The organism is Phytohabitans kaempferiae, assembly GCF_042433955.1.
Taxonomy (GTDB): domain Bacteria; phylum Actinomycetota; class Actinomycetes; order Mycobacteriales; family Micromonosporaceae; genus Phytohabitans; species Phytohabitans kaempferiae.
The window spans coordinates 352,068-377,278 of sequence record NZ_JBHLUH010000012.1 but is presented as its reverse complement, the minus strand read 5'-3'; the positions used below and the strand labels follow the sequence as shown (position 1 = coordinate 377,278).

General features: G+C 71.5%; 25 protein-coding genes. 12 read left to right on the top strand and 13 right to left on the bottom strand.

The genetic code is table 11. From position 1 onward, the window contains the following. Window position 1: 1 nt before the first annotated feature. Both ACFFIA_RS11460 and ACFFIA_RS11455 read right to left on the bottom strand, forming a co-directional pair. Window positions 2–1,006 (bottom strand): GNAT family N-acetyltransferase, encoded by a 1,005-nt coding sequence (locus ACFFIA_RS11460; RefSeq protein WP_377249755.1) that lies wholly within the window; start codon window positions 1,004–1,006, stop codon window positions 2–4. A 72-nt stretch (window positions 1,007–1,078) separates the two neighbouring features. Further along, window positions 1,079–2,533 (bottom strand): lytic transglycosylase domain-containing protein, encoded by a 1,455-nt coding sequence (locus tag ACFFIA_RS11455; protein WP_377249574.1) that lies wholly within the window; start codon window positions 2,531–2,533, stop codon window positions 1,079–1,081. 54 nt (window positions 2,534–2,587) lie between these two features. Between ACFFIA_RS11455 and ACFFIA_RS11450 the strand changes: the two genes are divergently transcribed. After that, window positions 2,588–2,815 carry an FmdB family zinc ribbon protein gene (locus tag ACFFIA_RS11450; protein WP_377249572.1) on the top strand — a complete coding sequence of 76 codons (228 nt, stop codon included), beginning with the start codon at window positions 2,588–2,590 and terminating at the stop codon, window positions 2,813–2,815. A 231-nt stretch (window positions 2,816–3,046) separates the two neighbouring features. After that, window positions 3,047–5,797 (top strand): winged helix-turn-helix domain-containing protein, encoded by a 2,751-nt coding sequence (locus tag ACFFIA_RS11445; protein WP_377249570.1) that lies wholly within the window; start codon window positions 3,047–3,049, stop codon window positions 5,795–5,797. A gap of 52 nt (window positions 5,798–5,849) precedes the next feature. On the opposite strand, the gene ACFFIA_RS11440 is transcribed toward ACFFIA_RS11445, so the two are convergent. Both ACFFIA_RS11440 and ACFFIA_RS11435 read right to left on the bottom strand, forming a co-directional pair. Next, window positions 5,850–6,362, bottom strand: coding sequence for a phospholipase (locus ACFFIA_RS11440; RefSeq protein ID WP_377249568.1), 513 nt, complete (start codon window positions 6,360–6,362; stop codon window positions 5,850–5,852). 120 nt (window positions 6,363–6,482) lie between these two features. Further along, the gene (locus ACFFIA_RS11435) at window positions 6,483–8,075 is read right to left on the bottom strand and encodes a glycoside hydrolase family 10-like protein (RefSeq protein ID WP_377249566.1); all 1,593 of its coding nucleotides are present in this window, start codon (window positions 8,073–8,075) and stop codon (window positions 6,483–6,485) included. Window positions 8,076–8,213: 138 nt separating this feature from the next. Between ACFFIA_RS11435 and ACFFIA_RS11430 the strand changes: the two genes are divergently transcribed. Further along, window positions 8,214–8,453, top strand: coding sequence for a hypothetical protein (locus tag ACFFIA_RS11430; protein WP_377249564.1), 240 nt, complete (start codon window positions 8,214–8,216; stop codon window positions 8,451–8,453). 357 nt (window positions 8,454–8,810) lie between these two features. On the opposite strand, the gene ACFFIA_RS11425 is transcribed toward ACFFIA_RS11430, so the two are convergent. Next, the gene (locus ACFFIA_RS11425) at window positions 8,811–9,845 is read right to left on the bottom strand and encodes a 2-oxoacid:ferredoxin oxidoreductase subunit beta (protein WP_377249562.1); all 1,035 of its coding nucleotides are present in this window, start codon (window positions 9,843–9,845) and stop codon (window positions 8,811–8,813) included. Continuing rightward, window positions 9,838–11,685 carry a 2-oxoacid:acceptor oxidoreductase subunit alpha gene (locus tag ACFFIA_RS11420; protein WP_377249559.1) on the bottom strand — a complete coding sequence of 616 codons (1,848 nt, stop codon included), beginning with the start codon at window positions 11,683–11,685 and terminating at the stop codon, window positions 9,838–9,840. Before ACFFIA_RS11420 ends, ACFFIA_RS11425 begins: the two co-directional genes overlap by 8 nt. A gap of 178 nt (window positions 11,686–11,863) precedes the next feature. Here ACFFIA_RS11420 and ndhC point away from each other — a divergent pair, with 178 nt between their 5' ends. Then, entirely contained in the window at window positions 11,864–12,241 is a 378-nt protein-coding gene (ndhC, locus tag ACFFIA_RS11415; protein ID WP_377249557.1) for an NADH-quinone oxidoreductase subunit A, read from the top strand. 4 nt (window positions 12,242–12,245) lie between these two features. Here ndhC and folP read toward each other — a convergent pair whose 3' ends face one another. Then, window positions 12,246–13,058, bottom strand: a complete 813-nt coding sequence (gene folP / locus ACFFIA_RS11410) for a dihydropteroate synthase (RefSeq protein WP_377249753.1) — start codon at window positions 13,056–13,058, stop codon at window positions 12,246–12,248. Between the two features lie 118 nt (window positions 13,059–13,176). On the opposite strand from folP, the gene ACFFIA_RS11405 reads away from it, so the two are divergent. Genes ACFFIA_RS11405 through ACFFIA_RS11390 form a run of 4 tightly spaced genes read left to right on the top strand, consistent with a single transcriptional unit; the run spans window position 13,177 to window position 15,545 of the window. Beyond that, a complete protein-coding gene (locus ACFFIA_RS11405; RefSeq protein WP_377249555.1) occupies window positions 13,177–13,914 on the top strand; it encodes a DivIVA domain-containing protein in 738 nt (245 codons plus the stop codon). Next, on the top strand, window positions 13,911–14,393 hold the full coding sequence (locus tag ACFFIA_RS11400) for an SRPBCC family protein (protein WP_377249552.1): 483 nt from the start codon (window positions 13,911–13,913) through the stop codon (window positions 14,391–14,393). Before ACFFIA_RS11405 ends, ACFFIA_RS11400 begins: the two co-directional genes overlap by 4 nt. Then, the gene (locus ACFFIA_RS11395; protein ID WP_377249549.1) at window positions 14,393–14,965 is read left to right on the top strand and encodes a DNA-3-methyladenine glycosylase I; all 573 of its coding nucleotides are present in this window, start codon (window positions 14,393–14,395) and stop codon (window positions 14,963–14,965) included. The genes ACFFIA_RS11400 and ACFFIA_RS11395 overlap by 1 nt, the downstream gene beginning before the upstream one ends. Before the next feature lie 4 nt (window positions 14,966–14,969). Beyond that, window positions 14,970–15,545, top strand: a complete 576-nt coding sequence (locus ACFFIA_RS11390) for a hypothetical protein (RefSeq protein WP_377249547.1) — start codon at window positions 14,970–14,972, stop codon at window positions 15,543–15,545. A 60-nt stretch (window positions 15,546–15,605) separates the two neighbouring features. Here the strand turns inward: ACFFIA_RS11390 and ACFFIA_RS11385 are convergent, their stop codons facing one another. Both ACFFIA_RS11385 and ACFFIA_RS11380 read right to left on the bottom strand, forming a co-directional pair. After that, on the bottom strand, window positions 15,606–16,397 hold the full coding sequence (locus ACFFIA_RS11385) for an enoyl-CoA hydratase-related protein (protein ID WP_377249544.1): 792 nt from the start codon (window positions 16,395–16,397) through the stop codon (window positions 15,606–15,608). Beyond that, window positions 16,394–17,200: a PaaX family transcriptional regulator gene (locus tag ACFFIA_RS11380; protein ID WP_377249541.1), complete on the bottom strand. Its 807-nt coding sequence runs from the start codon at window positions 17,198–17,200 to the stop codon at window positions 16,394–16,396. The genes ACFFIA_RS11385 and ACFFIA_RS11380 overlap by 4 nt, the downstream gene beginning before the upstream one ends. A gap of 192 nt (window positions 17,201–17,392) precedes the next feature. Between ACFFIA_RS11380 and ACFFIA_RS11375 the strand changes: the two genes are divergently transcribed. Both ACFFIA_RS11375 and ACFFIA_RS11370 read left to right on the top strand, forming a co-directional pair. After that, on the top strand, window positions 17,393–17,560 hold the full coding sequence (locus ACFFIA_RS11375) for a DUF3117 domain-containing protein (RefSeq protein ID WP_377249539.1): 168 nt from the start codon (window positions 17,393–17,395) through the stop codon (window positions 17,558–17,560). Window positions 17,561–17,683: 123 nt separating this feature from the next. Beyond that, window positions 17,684–19,156, top strand: coding sequence for a leucyl aminopeptidase family protein (locus tag ACFFIA_RS11370; RefSeq protein ID WP_377249537.1), 1,473 nt, complete (start codon window positions 17,684–17,686; stop codon window positions 19,154–19,156). Here ACFFIA_RS11370 and ACFFIA_RS11365 read toward each other — a convergent pair. Continuing rightward, the gene (locus ACFFIA_RS11365) at window positions 19,130–19,759 is read right to left on the bottom strand and encodes an O-methyltransferase (RefSeq protein ID WP_377249751.1); all 630 of its coding nucleotides are present in this window, start codon (window positions 19,757–19,759) and stop codon (window positions 19,130–19,132) included. The genes ACFFIA_RS11370 and ACFFIA_RS11365 overlap by 27 nt on opposite strands. A gap of 171 nt (window positions 19,760–19,930) precedes the next feature. On the opposite strand from ACFFIA_RS11365, the gene ACFFIA_RS11360 reads away from it, so the two are divergent. Together ACFFIA_RS11360 and ACFFIA_RS11355 are read left to right on the top strand one after the other, a co-directional pair. Continuing rightward, complete coding sequence (locus ACFFIA_RS11360; protein ID WP_377249535.1) at window positions 19,931–21,262, top strand: S1C family serine protease; 1,332 nt, start codon at window positions 19,931–19,933, stop codon at window positions 21,260–21,262. Between the two features lie 134 nt (window positions 21,263–21,396). Beyond that, window positions 21,397–21,819, top strand: a complete 423-nt coding sequence (locus ACFFIA_RS11355) for a twin-arginine translocase TatA/TatE family subunit (protein WP_377249533.1) — start codon at window positions 21,397–21,399, stop codon at window positions 21,817–21,819. A gap of 102 nt (window positions 21,820–21,921) precedes the next feature. Here ACFFIA_RS11355 and ACFFIA_RS11350 read toward each other — a convergent pair whose 3' ends face one another. The 3 genes from ACFFIA_RS11350 to ACFFIA_RS11340 form a co-directional block, all read right to left on the bottom strand. Then, window positions 21,922–23,064, bottom strand: coding sequence for an Mrp/NBP35 family ATP-binding protein (locus ACFFIA_RS11350; protein WP_377249530.1), 1,143 nt, complete (start codon window positions 23,062–23,064; stop codon window positions 21,922–21,924). A 336-nt stretch (window positions 23,065–23,400) separates the two neighbouring features. After that, on the bottom strand, window positions 23,401–23,949 hold the full coding sequence (locus tag ACFFIA_RS11345; protein ID WP_377249527.1) for a DUF1003 domain-containing protein: 549 nt from the start codon (window positions 23,947–23,949) through the stop codon (window positions 23,401–23,403). Next, window positions 23,942–25,201: a magnesium transporter MgtE N-terminal domain-containing protein gene (locus tag ACFFIA_RS11340; RefSeq protein ID WP_377249525.1), complete on the bottom strand. Its 1,260-nt coding sequence runs from the start codon at window positions 25,199–25,201 to the stop codon at window positions 23,942–23,944. The genes ACFFIA_RS11345 and ACFFIA_RS11340 overlap by 8 nt, the downstream gene beginning before the upstream one ends. Between the last annotated feature and the right edge of the window lie 10 nt (window positions 25,202–25,211).

Sequence of the window (25,211 nt, the reverse complement as noted above, 5' to 3'; positions counted from 1 at the left end):
GTCATGTTTTTGGATCCAGGCGGTGCAGGAGCTCGGGAACATCGGCACCGTACTCGTACCACTCCCGGTCGGGCATGAAGCCCAGCTCTGCGTTGACCTTGAGGATCGGCTCGTTGTCCGCCGCGTTCCACGTCTGCACCTCGGCGAGGTCTGGCTCGGCCGAACGCAGCTCGAGCAGCATCCGCGCCTTGATCGCCCGGTCGATGCCATAGCCACGGTGGTCGGGCACGACGATCGTGTCGTACTGGTGGGCGCGGACGGGGTGCTGCGCCGGCACGATCACCTCGGTCAGCCCGGCCACCGTGCCCGTGCCCTCGTGGATCGCCAGCACGATGTGTGGCTTCATCCCTCTCCTGTGGAGACAGACGAGGGAGTCGCGCAGCCGCTGCGGGTCGTAGGAACTCGGCCGCAGGTCGAGGTCGCCGTCGTCGATGTCGCGCAGGGCCGCCTTGGCCACCGCGTAACTCTCGATCAACTCATCGGGCGGGCCGCCCGGGTAGTACTCCACCCGGTAGCCGTCGCCGATGCTGCCCGCCGTGTCGCCGATCGCCAGCCAGTCCACCGTGGACAGCTTGAGCACGCTGCGCGTCTCGACATACTCCCGGGCGAAGCCGAGCGACTCGTAGAACGCCACGGCCGGCGTGTCGCCGACCACCTCGACGCCGATCGAGGAAAAGCCCTCGTCGTAGACCCGGCGCACCACTTTGGTCAGCAGCGTGCGGGCCAGGCCGGTGCGTCGCACCGACGGGTGGACGAAGAGCTCGACCACACCGATGTCACCGAGAAGCAGGACATTGGCATGGCCCGGAAGGTGGCCGGACTCATCCTCGGCCACCCAGGAGATCCGCCGCTCACCGGGCATGGTCTCCGTTTGGTACTCCCGCAGGAACGCGTCCTGCCACTGGGGATCTTCAGGGAGGTCGGCCGCGAGCACCGCGTTGAGCGTGTCCAGCAGGGACTTGATCTCGGCGGGTGACGCGGTCCGCGGATCCCACTCGCGCACCATCACCCGTACAGCTTGCCGCCAACCGGAGGGGAGCGGAAGGGTCTTGTTCTTCAAAGTGCCTGAGAGGTGACGCTACGTGCGGCTGCGGGCCCCGTAATCGTTGGCCGTCTCGAAGACGCGCTGGGCGTAACGCTGCACGTCGTTATAGGAGAGGATGGCATTCCACCAGTCGGTGGCGACGTTGAGATCGCGGCCTCCCTGGCACAGGTAGTTACCGGCGGCCATGGCCGCGTCGTCGATGTCATTGATGTCTTTGACTCCGTCGTTGTCCGCGTCGACCTCGTGCTGCCGCCAGGTCGTCGGGATGAACTGCATCGGCCCGACCGCGCGGTCGTAGGTGGTGTCGCCGTCCAACACGCCGTCGTCGGTGTCGAGAATCCGCTGGTTGCCATTGGTGCCGTCGAGCACCGGCCCGACGATGCGGGGCGAGGACTGGCCATTGTCGCCCAGCGTGGCGTTGTAGCGGCCGTGGTTGGTCTCCACGTTTCCGATCGCCGCGAGGGTCGTCCACTTGAGATTGCACGTGGGCTTGGTCTTGGCGAGGACCAGCTCGGTGTAGCCGTACGCCTGCATCGCCACCCATGGCACGTCGAGCTTTTGGCCGGTCAGGCTGGCCCAGCTCGCCAGCACGTCGGCGGGGCGGAGGCCGACCGGCGGGCCGGTGGTGGGCGTGGCGCCCGGCAGGGGGGTGGCGCCGCCGCTGATCGGCGGACCGCTCGGCAGCCCGTCGGAGAGCGTCGGCGCGGGCGCGGCCCCGCCGCTGACCGTGGGATCTGGCGCCGCCGTGCGCGAGCCGGCCGTCATGGGGATCGCGACGGCCCCCGCGCCCACGCCGACCAGGACCAGCACCAGCAGCAGCACGGCCGGAAGCGTCAGCCGCCCGCTCGGCCGCCCGGACCAGTCGCGCACGCTGCGGGCCACATCGCTCGCCCGCGGCGTGCGCCGAAGAGCATGCGCGAAACGCACTCGCCGTCGCGGTCCAGCCGTCTTTTCGAGTACGTCGACGCGGGTCGCCGCCGCCCCGACCCCGGCCGCACCGGTGGCCTGTGCCGGGGCGGCCGCCGCCGGGGCGGCCGGCGTCACCGCGGTCACCGCGGCCGCCGGATCGTCACCTGGTCGAGGTGGTGCCCACTCCGACCTGGGGTGAGCCTCGGTCACCGCGGCGGGGCCGATCTCGGTCGCCGGCCCGGGGCCGCTCTCCGGCTCGCGTGCGGCCGGCGCCGGCCGCGACTCGTCGACCTGCGACGCGGACGCGGCGGGCTTTTCCGTGGCGCTGGATGGCTCGGAACCGCGCGGTGGCTCAGGCGTTGTGGGCGTGCCCGCCTGCGGCTCACGCTGCTCGGGCGCCGGAGCCTTTCGCTCCGAAGCCGGCTCGTCGACCTTGGCCGCGGGGGCCGTCTCTTCGGGAGGAGCCGCGCCCGAACTGCCCAGCGGACCGGCCCACTCCGGTGCCGCCGAACGCAGGGGCCGCGCTGATCCCGCCTCCCCGCCTCTCGCCTCTCCGCCTCTCGCCTCCCCGTCCACCACGCGTCGAGTATGGCGCATCGCGGCGGTCACCGCGCCGGTCGTACGCTGTCTGGCATGCCCCAGTACGAGTTCCGCTGCCGCGCCTGCGGTGACACTTTCGAGGTCAACCGCCCGATGAGCGACTCCGGCAAGCCCGCGGCCTGCCCGCAGGGTCACGCCGACACTGTCAAGCTGCTTTCGACGGTTGCCTTCACTGGTCGTGGCGGTGGATTCACGCCCAGTTCCGGTCCTGCCGCCCCGAGTGGTGGCGGTTGCTGTGGTGGCGGATGCGGCTGCGGGTAAAGCCAGAAGTTGGCTCAGAACTGACCCGTCGTGCCACAACCGGCTCCCCCTCTCGTCGTTACGTCAGCCGTAACACCCCCGACACACCCCTCTCGTTGGCTGCTGCTTGGTTGTGATCGCCCCCTGGCTACGACCATGGGGTAGGTCCGCACCGGCCGTTCCTACGATGTGCCAGGTTGCGGGGGTACGGGAGCATAAACCGCGACTTCCAGGGGGGCGGAGGTTCCACGCGTGCCGGCACACAATTTGCCGAGTGGCCTGGTGACTTTTATGTTCACCGACATCGAGGGTTCGACCAGGTTGGCCCGGATGCTCGGCGCTGGTTACCGTCCGGTCTTGAGCGAGCACAGACGGTTGCTCCGCCGTACGCTGTCCGAAAGCGACGGTACGGAGCTGTTCACCGAGGGTGACTCGTTCTTCGTCGCGTTCTCCGACGCGACCGCGGCAATCGAGGCTTGTGCGACCGCCCAGCGGGCGCTCGCCGCGCACGAGTGGCCCTCGCCCGAGTCCACGCCCAAGGTGCGGATGGGCCTGCACACCGGGCACGCCGAGGCGCACAACGGTGAGTACGCGAGCCCCGAGGTGCACCGCGCGGCCCGGATCGCGGCCGCGGCGCACGGCGGGCAGGTGCTCTGCTCGGCGGCGACCGCGCACTACGCCGCACCGCTGCCGGCCGAGACTTCCCTGCTCGACCTTGGCCTGCACCGGCTGCGCGGCTTCGACGACCGGGAGCGGCTCTTCCAGTTGGTGGCGCCCGGCCTGGAGCGGCAGTTTCCCCGCCCGCGTACGGCCGACGCGCTCGCGCACAACCTGCCGACCCAGGTGACCTCGTTCGTGGGGCGGCACGCCGAGCGGGCCGAGCTGTCCAGCCTGATGGCCGACCACCGGCTCGTGACGCTGGTGGGCGCCGGCGGGGCGGGCAAGACCCGGCTCGCGGTGGAGATGGCCGGCGGGCTCGTCGAGACGTACCAGGACGGGGTCTGGTTTGTCGATCTCGCTTCGGTGACCGACCCGGGGCTGGTGGCGTTCGCGGTCGCCGCGGTGCTGGGGCTGCGGCCCGAGCCGGGCCGTCCGGTGGTCGACACGCTGGTCGAGTTCGCCGCGTCCCGGCGGATGCTGCTGGTGCTCGACACGTGCGACGCGCAGCTCACCGCGGCGGCCGAGGTGATCTCGCGGCTGCTGACCGGCGGCAGCGGCATCCGCGTGCTGGCGACCAGCCGCGAGCCGTTCAACCTGCCGGGCGAGACGGTGTGGCGGATCCCGCCGCTGTCGGTCGCGCCCGGTCCCGGCGGCGGGCCGAGCGAGGCGGTGTCGCTGCTGCTCGACCGCACGACCGCTGCCCGCGGCGGGCGGCGTTCGGATCCGGCGGAGGCCGCTGACCTGCGCCGCGTGGTGGCCCGCCTCGACGGGCTGCCGCTGGCGATCGAGCTGGCCGCGGCCCGGCTGCGTGTGCTCTCGGCCACGCAGCTCGCCGAGCGCCTCGACGACGTGCTCGGCGCGCTCGACGCGGGGCGGGAAGATCCGGAGGGCACGTACGCCGGCGACGGCCGGTGGGTCGCGAGCCAGTTGGCGACGGTCGACCTGGCCCAGGCCGGCGCTCGCCGGAGCGAGGCGGCGGCCCGCGCGGCGACCCAGCGCCACGCCACCATCCAGGCGACGGTCACCTGGTCCTACCGCACGCTGGGGCCGCGCGCGGCCCGGCTGCTGCGGTGGCTGTCGGTCTTCGCCGGGCCGGTCGACCTGCCCACGGTGGAGTGGCTGCTCGACGACGACCCGCTCGACCCGCTGTCCGTGCTGGTCGACAAGTCGATGATCCAGGCCGAGCCGCACGCCTCCGGCACGACGTACCGCATGCTCGATCCCATCCGGGCCTACGCGGCCCGCCGGCTGGTCGACGCGGGCGAGGAGCGGGCCGCCCGCGACCGGCACGTTGCCTGGTCGCTGCACGCGTTGGAGAAGGCGCACCTGGGGCCGGACCACCGTCCGGTGACCCTCTCGCTGTACGCGCTCGACTCGCTCGCCGACGAGATGCGCGCGGCGCTGCGCTGGTCGGCGACGGGCGGCAGCGCGCGGGGCGGCCTGCGCCTGGCCGGTGGCCTCGACCAGTGGTGGCGCGAGCGCGGTCTGGCCCGCGAAGGGCGGCTGTGGCTCTTCCGGCTGTACGGGCGGATCGCCGAGACCGGCGAGCCGATTCCCGAGGCGGAGCTCGCGGCGGCGTACCACATGCACTCGCTGCACGCCGGCGCCGACGGTGAGGTGGCCGAGGAGCTGCGCTTCTCGCAACGGGCCGAGGCAGTGGCGCGGCAGGCCGGCGACGCCGGTCTGCTGGCCCGCGTGCTGACCGGGCGGGGCGACTCGCTGGTCGACATGGGGCAGCACGACGACGCCGAGCGGGTCTGCCGCGAGGTGATCGCATGGGCCGAGGCGAGCGGGGTCGCCAGCGACGCGCTGCTGGCCGTCTACACGCTCGCCGAGCTGCTGTGGCGCCGCGGCGCGCTCGACCAGGCCGCCGACGTGCTGGCCTCGGCCCGCCCGCTGGAGGCGGCGCGTCCGGCCGAGCGGGGCCGGCGCAGCGTCGACTTCCTGCTCGGCATGGTGGCGCTGGGCCGCCGTGACCTGGTCGCCGCCCACGACCACCTGGTGGTGGCGCTGCGGTCCCGGATGACGTATGGCTTCCACAGCCGAGCCTGCGACGCGATCTGTGGCATCGCGGTCCGCTGCGCGCTGGGCGGCGACGCGGTGATCGCGGCTCGCCTCTTCGGCGCGGCGCAGGCCACGCGCGCGGCGCTGCGCAGCACGCCCGGCCGGTTCGGCATGTACTGGGCCGAGCAGCAGGCGGTGGTCCGCGCGACGCTCGGCGACGCCGCGTTCGACGCCGCGTACGCCGAGGGAGGCGCGCTCACGGTCGAGGAGGCGGCGGCGCTGGCGCTGGCCGTCGACCACCCCGACCTCGCGGTCGGCTCCCGCCGCTTCGCGGCCTGACCTCGACGGAACGCCCGGCCGCCGATCGCGGCCGGGCGTCCAGGGGTTACTCCTAACGGGCCGATCCCGCGGGCAGCAGCTGCGCCGCGCGGTCGATGTCCGCCGGGCTCACCGAGCCGAAGACCGACACCGCCTGGTAGTACGTCCAGGCGAGCGCCAGGCAGGCCGGCCGCACCGCCGCGTTGTACGTGGCGCACTTGCGCTTGAGGTCCTCGTAGAAGGCGCTGTCCAGCCGCGACTTGTTGGCGGGGAACTGGCCGATCGCCTTGTAGTTGCGGTAGCCGAAGTCGTGCCGCCAGCAGGAGAGGGTGAAGTCGAACCCGAGGGGGTTGTCCGGGCTCGACGAGCAGTAGTCGGTCGACCAGTTGAAGCCGTACGCGGCCCAGGCGCCCTGGTTCTGCCGGGCGGAGTTCCACGTGTTGTAGCTGGACGCGCTGGTCTGCGTCCAACTGGACAGGACGGCCGGCTTGTCGGCGGGGGCAGCCGCCGCCGGACCCGCCAGCCCGAGCAGGGTGAGCAGGGCGGCGGGTACGGCGACGAGCAGGGTTGCGACCCGACGGGACACATTGCCTCCATGGGATGGAAGGGGAACGGCCCTTGGTTACTGGTGAGTCAACCAGGGGTGTCCTCAGTGTCGGGCCATCGTCTTGCATAAATCAATAAATGTTATTGAGGGCGAAAAACCTCAGCGCAACACTGGCCACGGCAGGCTGGGCAGGCTCTCGTTCCACAGCCGGTCGAGCGCGGTGACGAAGTACGTGTACCGCGCGCCGCGCACTGCCGAGGTGTCCACGTAGGACGTACCGCGGGTCGTGCCGACCAGGTGGGCCGCGTCGGCGAGGTCGCACCGACCGGGGAGGGTCAGCCCGTCGAAGCGGTACACCGCGTACGAGGTGGCCTTGCCCAGCGGCTGCTTCCAGCGCAGCGTGACCGCGCCGTCGGTCGCCCGGGACGCCCCTGTCACCAGCGGAAACAGCGGTGGCTTGCGGTCCAGGTGCGGCATCTCGGGCACCAGCGAGAGGCGCGAGTAGTGCTCGGCGGCGTACAGGTCGGTGGCGCCGAGCTTGTTCGCCCGCACCTGTACCGCGCTGAAGTGCACGTTGCCGTCGACCTCGGGATGGTCGCGGTTGAAGGTCAGGTGGCGGGACATCTCCGCCGGGTCCTGCCAGGGCGCCGGCTGCGCCGGGTCACCGATCTTGTAGTCGGCCTGCCCGATGTAGAGGTGGACCCGCGTGCCGGCGACCACCTCCGACCACCACGGCACCAGCTTGGCGTAGTCGGCGACGGCCAGCCCGATGTTCCAGTACACCTGCGGAAGGATGTAGTCGATCCACTCCTCCTTGACCCATTTACGGGTATCGGCATAGATCGCGTCGTACGACTGGAGGCCGTTGGTGTCCGAGCCGAGCGGGTCGGTCGCCTTGTTGCGCCAGATGCCAAACGGGCTGATGCCGAACTTCACCCACGGCTTGGCCGCCTTGACCTTGGCGCCGAACTCCCGCACCAGCAGGTCGATGTTGTGCCGCCGCCAGTCCGCCTTGTTGGCGAAGCCGGCGCCGTGCTGGGCGAACGTGGCGTCGTCGGCGAAGTCCTGCCCCGCCGCCGGGTACGGGTAGAAGTAGTCGTCGAAGTGCACGCCGTCGATGTCGTACTTGACCACCGCGTCGAGCATCGCGCGCTGCACGAACTGCCGTACCTCGGGGATGCCGGGGTCGTAGTAGAGCCGCGAACCGGCCGCGTTGACCGGGTAGGGGACTGCCCACTCCGGATGCTGCCGTACGGGGTGGTTGGGCGCGAGCTTGTCGATGTCCGGACCGGCGCCCTGCGGCATGGAGATCCGGTACGGGTTGAACCACGCGTGGAACTCCAGGTTGCGCGCGTGCGACTCGGCGACCAGGAACGCCAGCGGGTCCCAGCCGGGCGAGGCGCCGTCGCGGGCTCCGGTGAGCCACTCCGACCACGGCTCGTACGGCGACGGCCAGAACGCGTCCGCCGTGGGGCGCACCTGCACGATCACCGCGTTGTGGTTGAGCCGCTGGGCGAGGTCGAGCCAGGCGCGGTACTCCGCCTTGATCTTCTCCTCGCTCTGCCCGGGGGCGCTGGGCCAGTCGATGTTGGTCACGCTGGCGATCCACATCGCCCGGAACTGTCGCTTGGGGGTGGCCGGGTTTGTCGTGCAGGTGGGGGTGGTGGTCGCGGCGCTCGCGGGTGCCGCCGGTGCGATGAGGCCACCGGCGAGGACCAGCGCCGCTATCAGCGCGGCAGAGGTTCTCCTCATGATCCGTCCCTTCGACAACATCCGCCGTCGTGGCGCATGCAGTAGAAGGAAATTTTCACAACGGCGTGCCCGGCGCAAGAGCGGATGCTGGGGGTTTTCCCCGATGCGGCGGTTGCCAGGGAGGAGGACCCTGGATCTATGGGACGTTTCTTGGCCTGGACCGCAGTGGGCGTCGTCGCCGTGGTGGCGGTGGGCTGGCTCGCGATCGCGCTGCTCAAGGCGCTGCTGGGCGTAGCCGTGTATCTGATCGTGGGCGCGGCCGTGGTCGGCGGCGGTGTCTACCTCTACCGCAAGGGCAAGCGGGCGATCTCCCGCGACCAGCGGATGCGTAACCGCATCGAAGCGGCGACCGTCACCTACCGCCAGCGCAACCGCTGACAGTGGTCGGCTTCGCTCTCGCCCTGGGAGCGGAGCCGATATAACCCGATTTGGGCTACCGCGATGTCCGTCGTGGTGCGGATCGCTGCTCCCGCAGCCTCACCCTCCGCGATTCACGACCTCGCGAGCGTGGCCCGGGCACGGCCGCCGATCTCGCGGCGCCGCGCGCTGGCGACTCCTCTCACCGCACGGACGGGCGCTGCGCGTCCGTCCGTTGCCACGCCCGCACTCGAACTTTCGGTGTCGCGGGCGAGGACAGGCGGGCTTGTGGATCGCGGAGGATGCGGCTGCGGGAGCAGCGGCCTCGACCGCGACGGAGATCGCGGTAGCTCGAATCTCTGTCTCGAAATAGGCCCGCTAGACGATCGTCCAGGTGTCGCCGCTGGTCAGCAGGCCGGCGAGCTGCTCCTCGGGCGTGCCGGTGGCCTTCGCCTTGGCCCGGTCGAGCTGGCTCTGCACGAGGCTGTCGTAGGACGGCCGAGTGACGTTGCGGAAGACCCCGATCGGGGTGTTGCGCAGGTCGAGCCCGGGCAGCCGGGAGAGGGCGAAGGCGTAGGCCGGCTCGGCGACGCCGGCGTCGTGCACCACGATCTCCTCGGGCGAGACCGACGCCGTCTCCCGCACCTCCAGGCCGAAGCCGCCGGGCGGGTGCACGACGCAAAACTGCCCGTCTTTGCCAAACGTGATCGGCTGGCCGTGCTCCAGGCGGATCAGGTAGTCGTCGCGCGTGCTGGCGTCTTTGAGCTCTTCGAACGCCCCGTCGTTGAAGATGTTGCAGTTTTGGTAGATCTCCACGAACGCCGACCCTTCGTGCTCGGCGGCCGCCCGCAGCACCGACTGGAGGTGCTTGCGGTCGGAGTCGATCGTGCGACCCACGAACGTCGCCTCGGCGCCAAGCGCCAGCGAGAGCGGGTTGAACGGCGAGTCCGCGGAGCCGGCGGGCGTCGACTTGGTGATCTTGCCGATCTCCGACGTCGGGGAGTATTGCCCCTTGGTCAGCCCGTAGATCCGGTTGTTGAAGAGCAGGATCTTGAGGTTGACGTTGCGCCGGAGGGCGTGGATCAGGTGGTTGCCGCCGATCGAGAGCGCGTCGCCGTCGCCGGTGACGACCCAGACCGACAGGTCGGGGCGGCTCACCGAGAGGCCGGTGGCGATCGCCGGCGCGCGGCCGTGGATCGAGTGCATGCCGTACGTGTTCATGTAGTACGGGAAGCGGGACGAGCAGCCGATGCCGGAGACGAAGACGATCCGCTCGCGCGGGATGTTGAGCTCGGGCATGAACGACTGCACGGCGGCGAGGATCGCGTAGTCACCGCAGCCGGGGCACCACCGCACCTCCTGGTCGGACTTGAAGTCCTTCGCGGTGAGCTTCAGGGCGACGGGCTCAGGCATTTTTAACCACTTCTTCCAGCATGGTCTCCAGTTCGGCGGCGGTGAACGGCAGGCCGCGGACCTGGTTGTAGGGGATCGCGTCGACGAGGAAGCGGGCCCGGATGACGTGGGCGAGCTGGCCGAGGTTCATCTCCGGGATGACCACGCGGTCGTAGCGGGCAAGCACCTCACCCAGGTTGCGCGGCATCGGGGCGAGGTGACGCAGGTGCGCCTGGGCCACCGACTGACCCCGCTGCCGGAGCGCCCGGCAGGCGGCTCCGATCGGCCCGTACGTCGAGCCCCAGCCGAGCACCAGCACGCGCGCGTCGCCGTCGGGGTCTTCCACCTCCAGGTCGGGCACCTCGATCGCCTCGATGCGGGCGGCGCGGGTGCGGACCATGAAGTCGTGGTTGGCCGGGTCGTACGAGATGTCGCCGGTCTTGTCTGCCTTTTCCAGGCCGCCGATCCGGTGCTCCAGCCCTGGCGTGCCCGGGATCGCCCACGGCCGGGCGAGCGTCTGCGGGTCGCGCAGGTAGGGCAGGAACGTGCCGCCGTCTTCGCTGTTGGGCTGCGTGGCGAACTCGACCCGCAGGTCGGGCAGCGTCTCGACGTCGGGCAGCAGCCACGGCTCGGAGCCGTTGGCGACGTAGTTGTCGGAGAGCAGGATCACCGGCGTGCGGTGGGTCAGCGCGATCCGGGCCGCCTCGATCGCGGCGTGGAAGCAGTCGGAGGGCGAGCGCGGCGCGATGACCGCCACCGGTGCCTCGCCGTGCCGGCCGAAGAGCGCCATGTTGAGGTCGGCCTGCTCGGTCTTGGTCGGCATGCCGGTGGACGGGCCGGCCCGCTGCACGTCGACGATGACCAGCGGCAGCTCCAGCGCCACCGCCAGCGAGATCGTCTCGCCCTTGAGCGCGACGCCCGGCCCGCTGGTCGTGGTGATGCCGAGCGCGCCGCCGTACGCCGCGCCGAGGGCGGCACCGATCGCCGCGATCTCGTCTTCGGCCTGCATCGTCGTGATGCCGAAGCGCTTGTGCTTGCTCAGCTCGTGCAGGATGTCGGAGGCCGGGGTGATCGGGTAGGCGCCGAGGAAGACCGGCAGCTTGGAGCGGACGCCGGCGGCGATGATGCCGAGCGCGAGCGCCGCGTTACCGGTGATGTTGCGGTAGGTGCCCGGCGGCATCTGGGCCGGCTTCACCTCGTACCGGACGGAGAAGTCTTCGGTCGTCTCGCCGAAGTTCCACCCCGCTTTGAACGCCGCGATGTTGGCCGCGACCAGCTCGGGACGGGCGGCGAACTTGCGCTCCAGGAAGCGGATGGTCGACTCGTACGGCCGGGAGTACATCCACGAGAGCAGGCCCAGCGCGAACATGTTCTTGGCGCGCTCGGCGTCCTTCTTCGACACGTCCTGCTCGGCCAGCGCGCCGATGGTCATGCTCGTCAGCGCCACGGGGTGCACCGCGTAGCCGTCGAGCGAGCCGTCCTCCAGCGGGCTGGCCTCGTAGCCGACCTTGGCCAGATTGCGCTTGGTGAACTCGTCGGTGTTGACGATGATGTCGGCGCCCCGGGGCAGGTCGCCCAGGTTGGCCTTCAGGGCCGCCGGGTTCATCGCCACCAGCACGTTGGGCGCGTCGCCCGGGGTGAGGATGTCGTAGTCGGCGAAGTGCACCTGGAAGCTCGACACACCAGGCAGCGTGCCGGCGGGCGCGCGGATCTCGGCCGGGAAGTTGGGCAGCGTGGAGATGTCGTTGCCCAACTGGGCGGTCTCCGAGGTGAACCGGTCACCGGTGAGCTGCATGCCGTCGCCTGAGTCACCAGCGAATCGGATGACCACCCGATCCAGCTGGCGGACCTGTTTGGTCACTGACCCCTGACCTCCTTGCGAGCCGGCAGCGGCGGGCGCACCGCGCGTGCCTTCCCGCCCAACTTCTGTCCAACACTGAGCGTACGTCGAACCACTGATGTCATCCTTACGCAGTCCGCCGGATGAGACCCCTATTCGTGTCCCGTAATCAAGGTCACCCCGGGGTACGCTGCGAGCTGTGGAAGGCTATCTCGGCTCGTACGCGACGCTGGGGTTGCTACTGCTCGCCGCGGTCCTGGTGTTCGTCGGCGCGTTCTCGGCCAATCGCCTGCTCAGCCCGGCCAGTCCGGCGGAGCCGGCCGGCAAGCGGGAGGCGTACGAGTGCGGCGTCGACCCGGTCGGGGGTGACTGGGCACAAGCCCAGATCCGGTATTACGTTTATGCGTATCTTTATGTGCTCTTCGCGGTCGAGAGCGTGTTCCTCTTCCCATGGGCTGTGGTGTTCGACCGGCCCGGCTTCGGCATGGTCACCGTCGCGGAGATGGCGATCTTCGTCGCTGTGCTCGCGCTCGGCATCCTGTACGCGTGGCGCAAGCGGATCTTGCGCTGGACCTGACCGGTCAGGCGAGCGCCCGGCGAGACACCGCGGGCGGGCGGTCCCCCTTGATCGACGCGACCATGTCGAGCACCTGGCGGGTCGGGCGCACCTGATGGGCTCGGAAGACCCGGGCGCCGAGCCATGCCGACACCGCGGTCGCCGCGAGCGTGCCGGAGAGCCGCTCGGGTACGGGCAGGTCGAGCGTCTCCCCGACGAAGTCCTTGTTCGAGAGCGCGACCAGCACCGGCCACCCGGTGTCGACGAGCTCGCCCAGCCGGCGGGTCAGCTCGAGTGAGTGCCGCGTGTTCTTGCCGAAGTCGTGGGCCGGGTCGATCAGGATGCCGTCGGGGCGTACTCCCAGCTCACGGGCGCGCTCGGCGAGGCCGGTGACGGTCCGCACGGCGTCCGCCACCACGTCGTCGAACGCCGCCCGGTGCGGCCGGGTGCGCGGCCGCAGCCCACCGGCGTGCGCGCAGACCAGCCCGGCGCCGGTCTCCGCGGCCACCCCGGCCAGCGTGGGGTCGGCGCCCGCCCAGGTGTCGTTGAGCAGGTCGGCGCCGGCCGCGACCGCCTCCCGGGCCACCTCGGCGCGCCAGGTGTCGATCGAGATCACGATGTCGGGGTGCTCGGCCCGTACGGCGGTGATCGTGCCGACCGTACGGCGGATCTCCTCGGTCACGTCGACCTCGTCGCCCGGTCCCGCCTTCACCCCGCCGATGTCGATGATCCCGGCGCCCTCCTCGACCGCCTGGGCGACCGCACGGAGCGCCGCGTCCGAGGTAAAGGTCGAGCCTCGGTCGAAGAACGAATCGGGCGTGCGATTGACGATCGCCATCACGACCAGGTCACTTGGCCTGAACACGCGTCCACCAAGGCGGAGATCCTTCACGTGAAGAAACCTAGACCGGGGTGGCGGGGTCGCCCGCTCCGGCTGGGCGTGCCACGATCGGTCCATGGGTCAGGTACTCCTCCTCGTGGTGGTCGCGTTGACGGTCGCCGCTGTCGTCTTCGGGGTCACCGTGCTGGTGACCGGCGGTGACTCGGGTCTTGGCACAGCCGAGCCCGATGGTCAGGCGGTGCCACTGCCAGGCACACGCCCACTCATGGAGGCCGATGTCACGGCGGTCCGGTTCGACACGACCGTCCGGGGCTACCGGATGGCCCAGGTCGACCAGGTGCTGCGCCGCGCGGCCTACGACATCGGCTACAAGGACGAGCTGATCGGCGTGCTGGAGGCGGAGGTCACCGCGCTGCGCGAGGGCCGCACCACCGACGCCGACACGCTGCGCCGGGCCCGCGAGGCGGCCCTGGTGCCGGCCGGCGCGACCGCGACCGCGGCCGGTGGCGGTGGCGGTGGCGGCTACGGCAGCCCGACCCCCGGCCTGGTCGATCTCGGTGACATATCGGCCCCGCGCGAAGACCGCGACGACGCCGCCCTCGGCGAGGAGTCCGCCGGCGTGGCGACGGCGACCGCCGTGGCGGCCCCCGCGGCGGTGGCCGTGGGCGCGGCGGTGACGGCCACCGCGTTGGTCGCCGACGACACCGACGACGAGGTCGACACCGACGCCGACGAGTCCACCGACGCACCGGGCGCCGAGGCGGCCGATGCCGAGCAGCCCGCTGACGAGCCCGACGACGCCTCCGACACCGACGCCCGGCGCACCCTCCCCGACCGGGACGAGAGGGCATGAGCGAAGAGGACCTACGGTCGGCGGCACAGCCCGGATCGGGTGAGGTGACCGCCACAGTGATCGTCAACGCGCCGGCGGAGGTCGTCTTCAAGGCGTTCACGGCGTGGGAGCGGCAGTCCGACTGGATTCCGTTCACCAAGGTGCGCGTGGTCGAGGGCGACGGCGGTGAGGGCAGCCTGGTCGAGGCGGTGACTGCGGTCGGCCCGGCGATGCTGCGCGACGAGATGCGCGTGGTCCGGCTCGACCCGCCGTACGAGGTGCGCGTCGTGCACTGTGGTCGCCTCCTGCGCGGCCCGGGCGTCCTGCGCTGCACCCCGATGGGCGAGGGGCGCACGCAGGTGGTCTGGCACGAGTGGTTTCACCTGCCGGGCGGGGTCGCGGGTCGCGTGGCGTGGCCGGTGCTGTGGCCCGGTTCCAAGGTGAGCCTGACCCAGGCGCTGAAGAAGTTCGCCCGGCTGGTCGAGGCGGGAAAGATCTAGTGTCCGACCTGGTGATCGGGGCAGACGGGCTGGCCCGGTGCGGTTGGGGTGGCGGCACGCCCGAATACATCGCCTACCACGACGAAGAGTGGGGCCGGCCGGTTCGCACCGACGACGGGCTGTACGAGAAGGTCACGCTCGAGGCGTTCCAGTCGGGGCTGTCGTGGTTGATCATCTTGCGCAAGCGGGAGGCGTTTCGCGCCGCGTTCGACCAGTTCCACATCGAGACCGTCGCCAAGTACGGTGAGGCCGAGGTGACCCGGCTGCTCGCCGACGCCGGCATCGTGCGCAACCGGGCGAAGGTGGAGGCGGCCATCCACAACGCCCGGGCCGCGCTCGATCTGCCCGACGGGCTGTCGGCGCTGCTGTGGTCGTTCGCGCCGCCGCCGCGGGCCCGCCGTCCCCGGTCGTTCGCCGAAGTGCCCTCGCTCACGCCGGAGTCCACCGCGATGGCCAAGGCGCTGAAGAAGGCGGGCTTCCGCTTCGTGGGGCCGACCACGGCGTACGCGCTGATGCAGGCGACCGGCATGGTCGACGACCACCTTGACGGATGTCACGTCAAGCTTCCGTGATGGGATGGCCCTCATGGGGCACTGGGCGGTGGTCATCTCCGATGAGCGACACGAGGCGGAGCGGCTCTTCCATCACGACACGCTGGAGCTGACCGGCCTCGGCCGGCCGCGCCCCGAGCCTGGCGACGAGGTGCTGGTGGTGGCCGGGCACGGGTCGCCCGCGGTGGTGGCGCTGGGCCGGGTACACCAGGTGGTGGCCGAGCACGACCCGGACGACCCGTCGCCCGGCGAAGACGAGCCGGTCGTGGTGACGTACACGCGGAGGGCCTTCGACGAGCCCGTGCCGGCCGCGCGGCTCGTGCTCGACGGGCCGGTGGCCCCGGTCGACCCGGAGACGTTCCGGGCGATCACGGGCAGCCTCCGGCCGGCGGCCGACCGCAGCACCTGGATGGTGAGCCTCGACCTGCCGATCGAGGCGTCCTCGCCGGCGGAGGCGGTCCGCGTCTTCTGGTCGTACGTGATGGAGCTGGGCCCGCGCGAGCTGCCCACCTTCGTCTCGCCCACCGGTGACGAGCTGGCGATGCAGGCGTTCGTGCTGGGCGAGGAGGCCAACCTCGACCCCGAGGAGGACGAGGACTAGCTAGCCGCTGCCCCGCCCGGCGGAGGTCCACCGGGCGAGCCCAGGACGCTAGGCCCTAGCTCAGCGGCCCTCGAAGGCCGGCTTCTCCTTCGCCACGAAGGCGGCCGTCGCGTTGCGGTGGTCGGCGGTGGCGCCGCAGATCGCCTGGGCCTGCGCCTCGGCCGCGAGCGCCTCGGAGAGCGTGCCCGCGTCGCCGACCGAGAGCTGCCGCTTGATCGCCCCGTAGGCGACCGTGGGGCCCGAGGCCAGCCGGGCGGCGAACTCCTGAGCGGTGGGCAGCACCAGGTCGTCGTCGTCGAGCAGGCGGGTGAGCAGGCCAAGGCGCTGGGCCTCGGGCGCGGGCACCGGCTCGGCGAGCATCAGCAGCTCGATCGCCTTGGCGTGGCCGACCAGCCGGGGCAGCGACCAGGAGACGCCCGTGTCGCCGGCGAGGCCCACATTGGCGAACGCCATCAGGAACGTCGTCTTCGGCCCGCCGATCCGGAAGTCGGCGAGGAGGGCGAGGGAGGCACCGGCTCCGGCGGCCGTCCCGCGTACGGCGGCGACCACTGGCTTGGGCATGTTGGCCAGGCGGGCGGCGATCGGGTTGTAGTGGGCGCGCACGGTGCCCAGCGGGTCGGGAGTGCCGCTCTCCAGCGTGCCCACGTGCTCGCGCAGGTCCTGCCCGACGCAGAAGGCCCGCCCCGCGCCGGCGAGCACCACCGCGCGGCAGGACCGGTCGGCCTCGAGCTCGCCGAGCGCGTCGCGCAGGGCCTCCTTGAGCGCGGTGTCCAGCGAGTTGAGCGAGTCGGGCCGGTTGAGCGTGAGCGTGGCGACGGCGCCGTCGCGCTCCAGGAGAAGTGGTCCGGTCAAGGTTGTGCGCCCTTCTTCTGGTCCAAGCAGAGATCCACGTACCGGTCGGCCGCCGGCCGCAGCCGGGCGGCGTGACGGTCGAAGAAGGCCGCCGCGCTGGTGCCGGCCCACCGCTCGGGGAGCAGGGCCGGTGGCAGCTGCGGGTCCCGGAACAGAAAGGTACGCCAGGCGTGCACCAGCCGGAACCGTGCCGCGTACGCCTCTTCGTCACTCGTGCGGCTGGAGACCTGGCTCAGAGCGTCGCGCTGCTCGGCGACGAAGCGCTCGTACGCCGCGCCGATCTCGCCGAGGTCCCACGCCCGGCGCACCACGCCCATCGCGCCCGGCCCGCCCAACGCGTGGCTGGCACTGAAGCGCTCGAAGCGGATGCCGGACTCGGCGAGGTGCCCGTCGACGTCTTCGCCCGGGCGCGCCGCGACCCAGGTGCGCTCGTCGAGCGCGCCGTAGCCGAGGAACGAGAGGTTTGCCGCGAGCCGCTGCCGGTCGCGCCGGGACGGCGGCGGGTCGAGCACGATCAGGTCGAAGCGGCCGTCCCAGCTGATCTTGCCGGTGCGGTAGATCCGTGAGGCCGCCTCGTCCAGACGGCGGGCGGCTTTGGGTGTCAACAGGTAGCCGGGACCGGCCGAAAGTCGTAGCGGATGAAGCCACCCTTGACGGACCATACGGGACACGGCGGTGCGCACCGCCGGCGGCGCGATCCCGAGTGGGGAAAGCAGCCTGACCAGGGCAGCGACAGGTGCCCGCCCACCCCGGGGGCGGAGGTAGTCGCCGTAGAGGTCGAAGAGCGCCGACCGTGCCTGCATGACGGGACATTGTGACAGCCATCTTCAAGATAAGCTAGATGCTGTCACATCAATCCGGCTTCAGTTTGGGCTCGGCGGGTTTCATCAGGGAAAATCGTTGGTCGGCACCGCGGGCCGTGAGCGCGGTGACGCTGACGGAGTGGCCGTGGGGAGACCCACCGACCCAGGTGTAGAGGTCTGAGGGGAGACAAGATGGCGGCGATGAAGCCGCGGACGGGCGATGGTCCGCTGGAGGTCACCAAGGAGGGCCGGGGCATCGTGATGCGGGTTCCGCTGGAGGGTGGTGGCCGGCTCGTCGTCGAGATGACTCCCGACGAGGCGAACGCGCTCGGTGACGCGTTGAAGGCCGTCGCCGGATAGCTGTCCATAGGGCCGGTCCGGTGGAATCCCTCTAAGTACCACCGGATTTGTCCCTCAGAGGCCCGCCGGCGCGGCGATGCGGCCGTGCCGGCGGGTTTCTCTGTCGTAAAACCTGGAGGTCGTGTGCTGGCCATCCGCGTCGCGGCTGAGCCGGGCGCCCCGGGCGCCGTTGTCCTGCCCGTGCTCATCGTCGATGGCGAGCCCGGGCTCCCCCCGATCGCGTACGACCTGCCGGACGAGGCCCGTGCCGAGGCGGCTGAGTTGCTCGGCGACCTCGACGGCGAGGCGGGCGCCACTCGGCTGCTCCGCCGGCCTCTGCGGGAGCCGGGTCAGCTCCTCCTCTCGCACGCCGGGAGCGGCGACGAGGCTGGCTGGCGGGCCGCCGGAGCCGCCGCGAGCAGGGCGTTCGCGGATGAGATGTCGATCACGGTAGCGATGCCGTTGGATGTCTCGGTGGATGCCGTACGCGGGCTGGCCGAAGGGCTGTGGCTGGCCGCGTACCGCTTCTCGCTGAGCGACGAGCCCGCCCCCGAGCGCGCGGTGACGGTGGTGGTCGAGCAGCCCGAGCGGTACGCGGACGCGCTCGCCGCCGCGCGGGCCGTCGCCGACGCCACGCGCCTGGCCCGCGACCTCACCAACACGCCTTCCTCGCTGAAGAACCCGGCCTGGTTCGCCGAGCAGGTGAGTGCGGCCGCCGAGGGGCACGCCGGCCTGACCCTGAGCGTGCGCGAGCCGGAGCAACTCGCGGCCGAGGGCTTCGGGGGCATCCTCGCGGTGGGCGCGGGCTCGGCCAGCCCGCCCCGGCTCCTGGAGCTGTCGTGGCGGCCGGCCGGGGCGCGCACGCACGTGGTGCTGGTGGGCAAGGGCATCACGTTCGACACCGGCGGCATCTCGATCAAGCCGGTCGACGCGATGAAGCTCATGCGCAAGGACATGGGCGGCGCCGCGTCCGTCGTCGCGGCCACGGTCGGGGCCGCGGCCCTCGATCTGCCGGTACGGGTCACCGCGCTCGCCCCGCTCGCGGAAAACCTGCTCAGCGGCTCGGCGTTCCGCCCCGGCGACGTGGTGCGCCACTACGGCGGGCTGACCAGCGAGACCACCAACTCCGACGCCGAGGGGCGGCTGGTGCTGGCCGACGCGCTCGCGTACGCGGTGGAGCGCCTCGCGCCCGACCTGCTGGTCGACTTCGCGACACTCACCGGCGCCAACGCGGTCGCGCTCGGCAAGCGCACCGCGGCGCTGTACAGCGAAAACGACGACCTCGCCGCCGTCTTCATCGGGGCCGCGGAGGAGGCGGGCGAGCGGGCCTGGCGGATGCCGCTCCCGTCCGACTACGTCGAATACCTCGGCAGCGAGGTCGCCGACCTCTTCAGCGCGCCCGACCGCGGCGCCGGCTCAGTGGTGGCGGCGCTGTACCTGCGCGAGTTCGTGGGCGACCGGCGCGACCGGTGGGTACACCTGGACATGTCGGCGCCCTCGTGGTCGGAGAGCGCCGACGGGGTGCTGCCCAAGGGCGCGACCGGCTGGGGCGTGCGGGCGCTGCTGCGGTGGCTCGCCGCACTGCCCCCGTCAGATGCGCTTGACGGCGGCCAGTAGCCCGTCGCCGGCCGGCAGGAGGGCGGGGATCCACTCCTCGCTCTCCCGCATCGCCTTGATCACCTCGCGGATGGTCACCGTCTCGAGGTCGCGTGCCGCCGGGTCGGCGATCCGCCCGCCGGCCAGCGCGCCGTTGAGCGCGAGGATGCCGGCGGGGCGGAGCAGGCGGAGGGCGGCGTCGACGCAGGCGCCGTACTCGGTGGGGTCGGCATCCACGAAGATCATGTCGTAGGCGCCGTCGGCCAGCCGGGGCAGCACGTCGAGCGCCCGGCCGGTGATGATCCGGGTCCGCGACGCGGCGAATCCCGCCTCCTGGAAGAGCCGCCGGGCGATGCGCTGGTGCTCGTTTTCCAGATCGATCGTGGTCAGCACCCCGTCGGGCCGCATCCCGCGCAACAGCCACACGCCACTCACGCCCGTGCCGGTGCCGATCTCGACCACCGCGCGGGCCCCGCCAGAGGCCGCGAGCAGGCGTAATGCGGCCCCGGCGCTCGGCGCGACCGGCTCCAGCCCCACCTCTCGGGCGAGCGTGCGCGCCGTCTGGAGGACGATATCCTCGGCGACGTACCCCTCGGCGAACTGGAGTGCCTGGGCGGTCGTCAGACCACCGAAGCGAGCGACCGTGGCGATGGTGGACCTCCTGCTGCGGGGTACCGGTCGGAGTATCAGCCTAAGGGTGCGGGTACTCGGAACGGGAGCCGGCGCATCCACTGAATGCTTCCACCGGCATCCTCCCCGCCCCGCCCACCAATTCAGTTATCCGTGCCATCCTGGATGAACCGAAGTACCGACTGGGAGGCTGCGAACGTGACGGACGGCTGGCACTGGCACCAGCCCGACGGCACCGCGACGCCGGCGACTTCGCCGCCGTCGGCGAGGCCGCCGGTGACCCCTCCGGCTGCGGGTTCACCCTGGTGGTCCGACGCGCTCGGCGACCCGTGGCGAGACCCGCGGGCACCGGCGGCGGTGGTGCTGCCGCCGCCACGGGGCATGGGCGCCGCTCCCGAGCCGGTCACCGACCCCGACGCCACCTCGCGCCGCGGGATGACATCGGTGCTGGCCATCGCGGTCTTCTCGGCTCTGCTGGCCGGCATGTTGGGCGGGGCGCTCGGATACGCCTTCGCGGTGCACGAGGGGGTGGGCGGCGGCACGATCCTCGGCGGCAACACGGGCGAGGCGCCCTCGGTGGCCCAGCGGCCGCCCGACTCGCTCGCCGGCGTGGCGGAGCGCGTGGCGCCCAGCGTCGTGACCGTACGCGCGGCTACCAGTGGCGGGGCGAGCATCGGCTCGGGTTTCGTGGCGACCGCCGACGGATACGTGATCACCAACGACCACGTGGTCGAGGGTGCGACCGGCGGGGCCACCGTGGTCTTCAACGACGGCTCGACCGCCAACGGGTCGATCGTCGGGCACGATGCCGAATCGGACATCGCGGTCATCAAGGTCTCCCGACCCAATCTCGTACCGGTCGAGTTCGGCGACTCGGAGGCGATCGCGGTCGGCGACCCGGTGCTCGCGTTCGGCTCGCCGCTCGCGCTCGCCAACACGGTCACCGCCGGCATCGTGAGCGCGCTCGACCGCACGATCCAGTCCGGCGAGCCGGGCGGTCAGGTGCGCTACTACGCGGCGATCCAGACCGACGCCGCAGTCAACCAGGGCAACTCCGGCGGCCCGCTGGTCGACGGCGCCGGGCGCGTGGTGGGCGTCAACTCGGTGATCAAGTCGCTCGCCGCCGACGCGGACCAGGCGGGCAACATCGGGCTCGCGTTCGCCATCCCGATCAACCAGGCAAAGCGGGTAGCGCAGGACATCATCGACACCGGCAAGGCCCGCCGTACGATCATCGGCGCCACCGTCGCCAACACGGCCCGCAACCCGGGCGGCGGCGTACGCCTTTCCGCCGTCGACGCGGCCGGACCCGCCGCCGCCGCTGGGCTGCGCGCTGGCGACGTGATCACCAAGCTCGACGGGCGGCTGCTGGAGGAGGGCACCGACCTGATCGCACTCGTCCGCAAGTACGCGCCGGGCTCGGTGGTAACGGTCGAGTACAACCGGGGTAGCTCCAAGCAGACCGCGTCGGTGACACTGGCGGCGGACGCGAAGTGAGCGAGCCCACGCGCGAGCCGTCGGGCTCAGTGGTGGACAAACGGCGCTGGTCGCAGGACCGGGCAGCCCAGTAGGGTTCTCCTTGGGCCGGCGTGAGGTCTGCGCTCGCCGGCACGCGGAGAGGGGTCCATCCCGTGTTCGACAACCTCAACTGGTGGGAGATCGGCGCGCTGCTGCTGCTCGCGCTATTGATCTTCGGGGACAAGCTGCCCAACGTGATCTCCGATGGTCTTCGCATGGTGCGCAACCTGCGCAACATGGCGCGAAATGCGACCGGCGACCTCAGTCGTGAGCTGGGCACCGACATCCAGCTCGAAGACCTGCACCCGAAGGCGTTCATCCGCAAGCACCTGCTCAGTGAGGAAGACGAGGAGGCGCTGCGCAAGCCGCTGCGGGGCATGTACGACACGGTCAAGGCCGACCTCGACGGGGTCAAGGACGAGATCAAGGATGTGGCCTCGTCGGCAGACATCCGCACGCCCGCGACCTCGGCGATCACCCCTTCGGCGGCCACTCCGGCGACCCGGCCCCACAAGTTCGACCTCGACGCCACCTGACCCTGCGGACTCCGGCCGCGCGCTGGTGCCGCAGTCGAGTCGGAGGCCCGATGGCTCGCCGGGCTCAGTGTGGGCTTGCCAGCCCGGAGGGCTCGCGCCGTCTCAGCGGGACGGGCGGAGCCCCAGCGGCTTGCCGACCAGCGACTCGCGGCGCAGGGCCAAGCGGTCTGCTACCTGGCGCAGCGCGATCGAAGCCGGCGCCTCCGGTGCGTCCAGCACGATCGGTCGCCCGGCGTCGCCCGCCTCCCGCACGCGAGTGTCGAGCGGGACCTGACCCAGCAGCGGCACCTCGGCGCCGACCACGCGGGTGAGCGACTCGGCGACCGTGGCACCGCCGCCAGCGCCGAAGATCTCCATGCGCTCGCCGGTGGGCAGCTCCAGCCAGGACATGTTTTCCACCACGCCGACCAGGCGCTGGTGGGTCTGGAGGGCGATCGCCCCGGCCCGCTCGGCGACCTCGGCGGCCGCGGTCTGCGGGGTCGTCACGACCAGGATCTCGGCATTGGGCAGCAACTGGGCCAGCGAGATCGCTACGTCGCCGGTGCCCGGGGGGAGGTCGAGGAGCAGCACGTCGAGTTCGCCCCAGTAGACGTCGGCCAGGAACTGCTGCAACGCCCGGTGCAGCATCGGACCGCGCCAGACGACCGCCGCGTTGCCCGCCGTGAACATGCCGATCGAGATCACCTTCACCCCGTGCGCCTGGGGCGGCATGATCATGTCTTCCACGCGCGTGGGCTTGCCGTCCGCGCCGAGCATCCGAGGCACCGAGTGCCCGTAGATGTCCGCGTCGACCACGCCGACCGAGAGCCCGCGCGCGGCGAGCGCGGCCGCCAGGTTGACCGTCACGCTGGACTTGCCGACCCCGCCCTTGCCGCTGGCCACCGCGTAGACGCGCGTGCGCGAGCCGGGCTGGGCGAACGGGATCACCGGCTCGGGCGTGGCGCCGCCGCGCAGTCGGGTCTGGAGCTCCTGCCGCTGCTCCGGGCTCATCACACCGAAGTCGATCTCGACGGACGTGACGCCCGGGACCGCGCCGACCGCGGTCGTGATGTCCGTGCGGAGCTTGTCGCGCAGCGGGCAGCCGGCGACCGTGAGCAGCAGCTCGACCTTCACCGCGCCGGATTGGTCGACGGTGGCGGAGCGGACCATGCCGAGGTCGGTGATCGGCCGGCGGATCTCCGGGTCGTCGACGGTGGCGAGAGCGGCCTGCACCGCTTCCTCGATGGTGCTTACCGGTGCGGACATGTACGCCATGCTACGTCGGCCGTTACCTCCGGATCTCGGGCAACGCCCAGGCAGGCGTGCATTTTAGGTCACTCGTCGGCACTGTGTGGTCTTTTTGGATATTGTCGGTTTCCGGCTGGACTCCGTACCCCCCGAGGTGCGACGATCGTTGTAGAACGCCGCGCGCCTGGCCCCTTGGGGCGCGCGGCGCCACCCTTTCCAGGTGAAGTGCGATAGAACGCCGCGCGCCTGGCCACAGCGCTCCCAGTGCGGGCGCGCGGCGCCACCCTTTCCAGGCGAAGTGCGATAGAACGCCGCGCGCCTGGCCACAGCGCTCCCAGTGCGGGCGCGTCAGCTTCAGGCGCCGTCGCTGTCGACTTCGTCATACGGCTCGGACGGGACCTTCTTCTTGCCTTTGCGGGCGTTCTTCTGCGACTCCGCGATCTCCTCGGTCAGCCGCTGCAACTCGGAGCGGACGAAGTCGCGGGTCGCCACCTCGCCGAGTGCGATCCGGAGCGCCGCGATCTCCCGGGCCAGGTACTCCGTATCGGCCTTCTGCATCGACGCCCGCCGCCGATCCTCATCCAGGCCCAAGCGGTCGCGGTCGGTCTGCCGGTTTTGCGCGAGCAGGATCAGCGGGGCCGCGTACGACGCCTGGAGCGAGAGCATCAGCGTCAGGAACGTGAACGTGTACGGGTCGAAGCGCAGGTCCGCAGGCGCCAGCGTGTTCCAGCCGATCCACAGCAGGATCACGACGGTCATGTAGACCAGGAAGTTCGCCGTGCCCATGTAGCGGGCGATCCCCTCCGACCACTGACCGAAGGCCTCGGGGTTGAAGCGCGGCAGGCGGACCCGGCGTGGCTCGCGGGGCTGATCCAGCCGGCCGGGGCGGCGTGCGTCAGCCACTGGCACCTCCCGAAGCGGTGTCCCGGTCGCGCCAGTCCGGCGGCAGGGAGTGGTCGAGGACGTCGTCGACGGTGACCGCGCCGACGAGCCGGTTGGCACCGTCGACGACCGGCAGGGCGACAAGATCGTACGTGGCCATCTGCCGGGTCACCTCCACCAGCGGCGTCTCCGGCCGGAGCGGGTCGATGCCGCTGTCGAGCACCCCGCCGAGGATCTCGGCCGGCGGCTCCCGCAGCAGCCGCTGGAAGTGCACGATGCCGAGGTAGCGGCCGGTGGGCGTGGCCATCGGCGCGCGGGCGACGAAGACCTGCGCGGCCACCGCGGGCGGTAGCTGTGGCTCGCGGATGCGGGCGAGCGCCTCGGCCACGGTCGCGTCGGGCGTGAGGATCACCGGTTCCGAGGTCATCACGCTGCCGGCGGTGCCCTTCTGGTACTTCATCAGCTGCCGGACCGGATCGGCCTCCTCCGGCTCCATCAGCTCGAAGAGCACCTCCTGCTCCGAGCGGGGCAGCTCGGCGAGCAGGTCGGCCGCGTCGTCCGGGTCCATCTCCTCGAGTACGTCCGCCGCCCGCTCCCGGTCCAGCGCGGCGAGGATCTCCACCTGGTCGTGCTCGGGCAACTCGCTCAGCACGTCGGCGAGGCGTTCGTCGTCGAGGGCGGCGGCCACCTCGTTGCGCCGGGCGTCGGTCATGTCCTGGAGGGCGTTGGCCAGGTCGGCGGGGCGCATGCCTTCGAGGAGCGCGAGCAGGTTGGCGGTGCCCCGCGTGTCCGGTACCCCGATCAGCCCGCGCGCCCGTGCCCAGTCGACCTCGCGGAGGTGGCCGCGGCGGGGGAGGCGGCCGGTCTGCTCGCGTACGGCGACGCGGACCAGCGACCACTCGCCGAGCCGGTTGGCCTCCATCGCGACGTCGACCACGGCGCCCGGCACCTCGTCGGGCTCGACCGTGACCCGCCGGTCGAGCAGGTCTTCGAGGACCAGCAGCTCGTTGGGGCGCTTTTCGAAGCGGCGCAGGTTGAGCGTGCCGGTGCCGAGCACCACCGCGTCCGCGTCGATCGAGGTGATGCGCCCCATCGGCAGGAAGATCCGCCGCCGCATGGGCATCTCCGCGACCAGCCCTACCACCTGGGGCGGCCGGTTGGTGGTGCGCAGCCGCACGACCGCGTCCCGGACTCGGCCGACCTGATCGCCGTTCGGGTCGAACACGGGGAGCCCGGCGAGCCGAGCGACGTACACCCTGGTCGCCGTGGTCACCAGCTCAGCG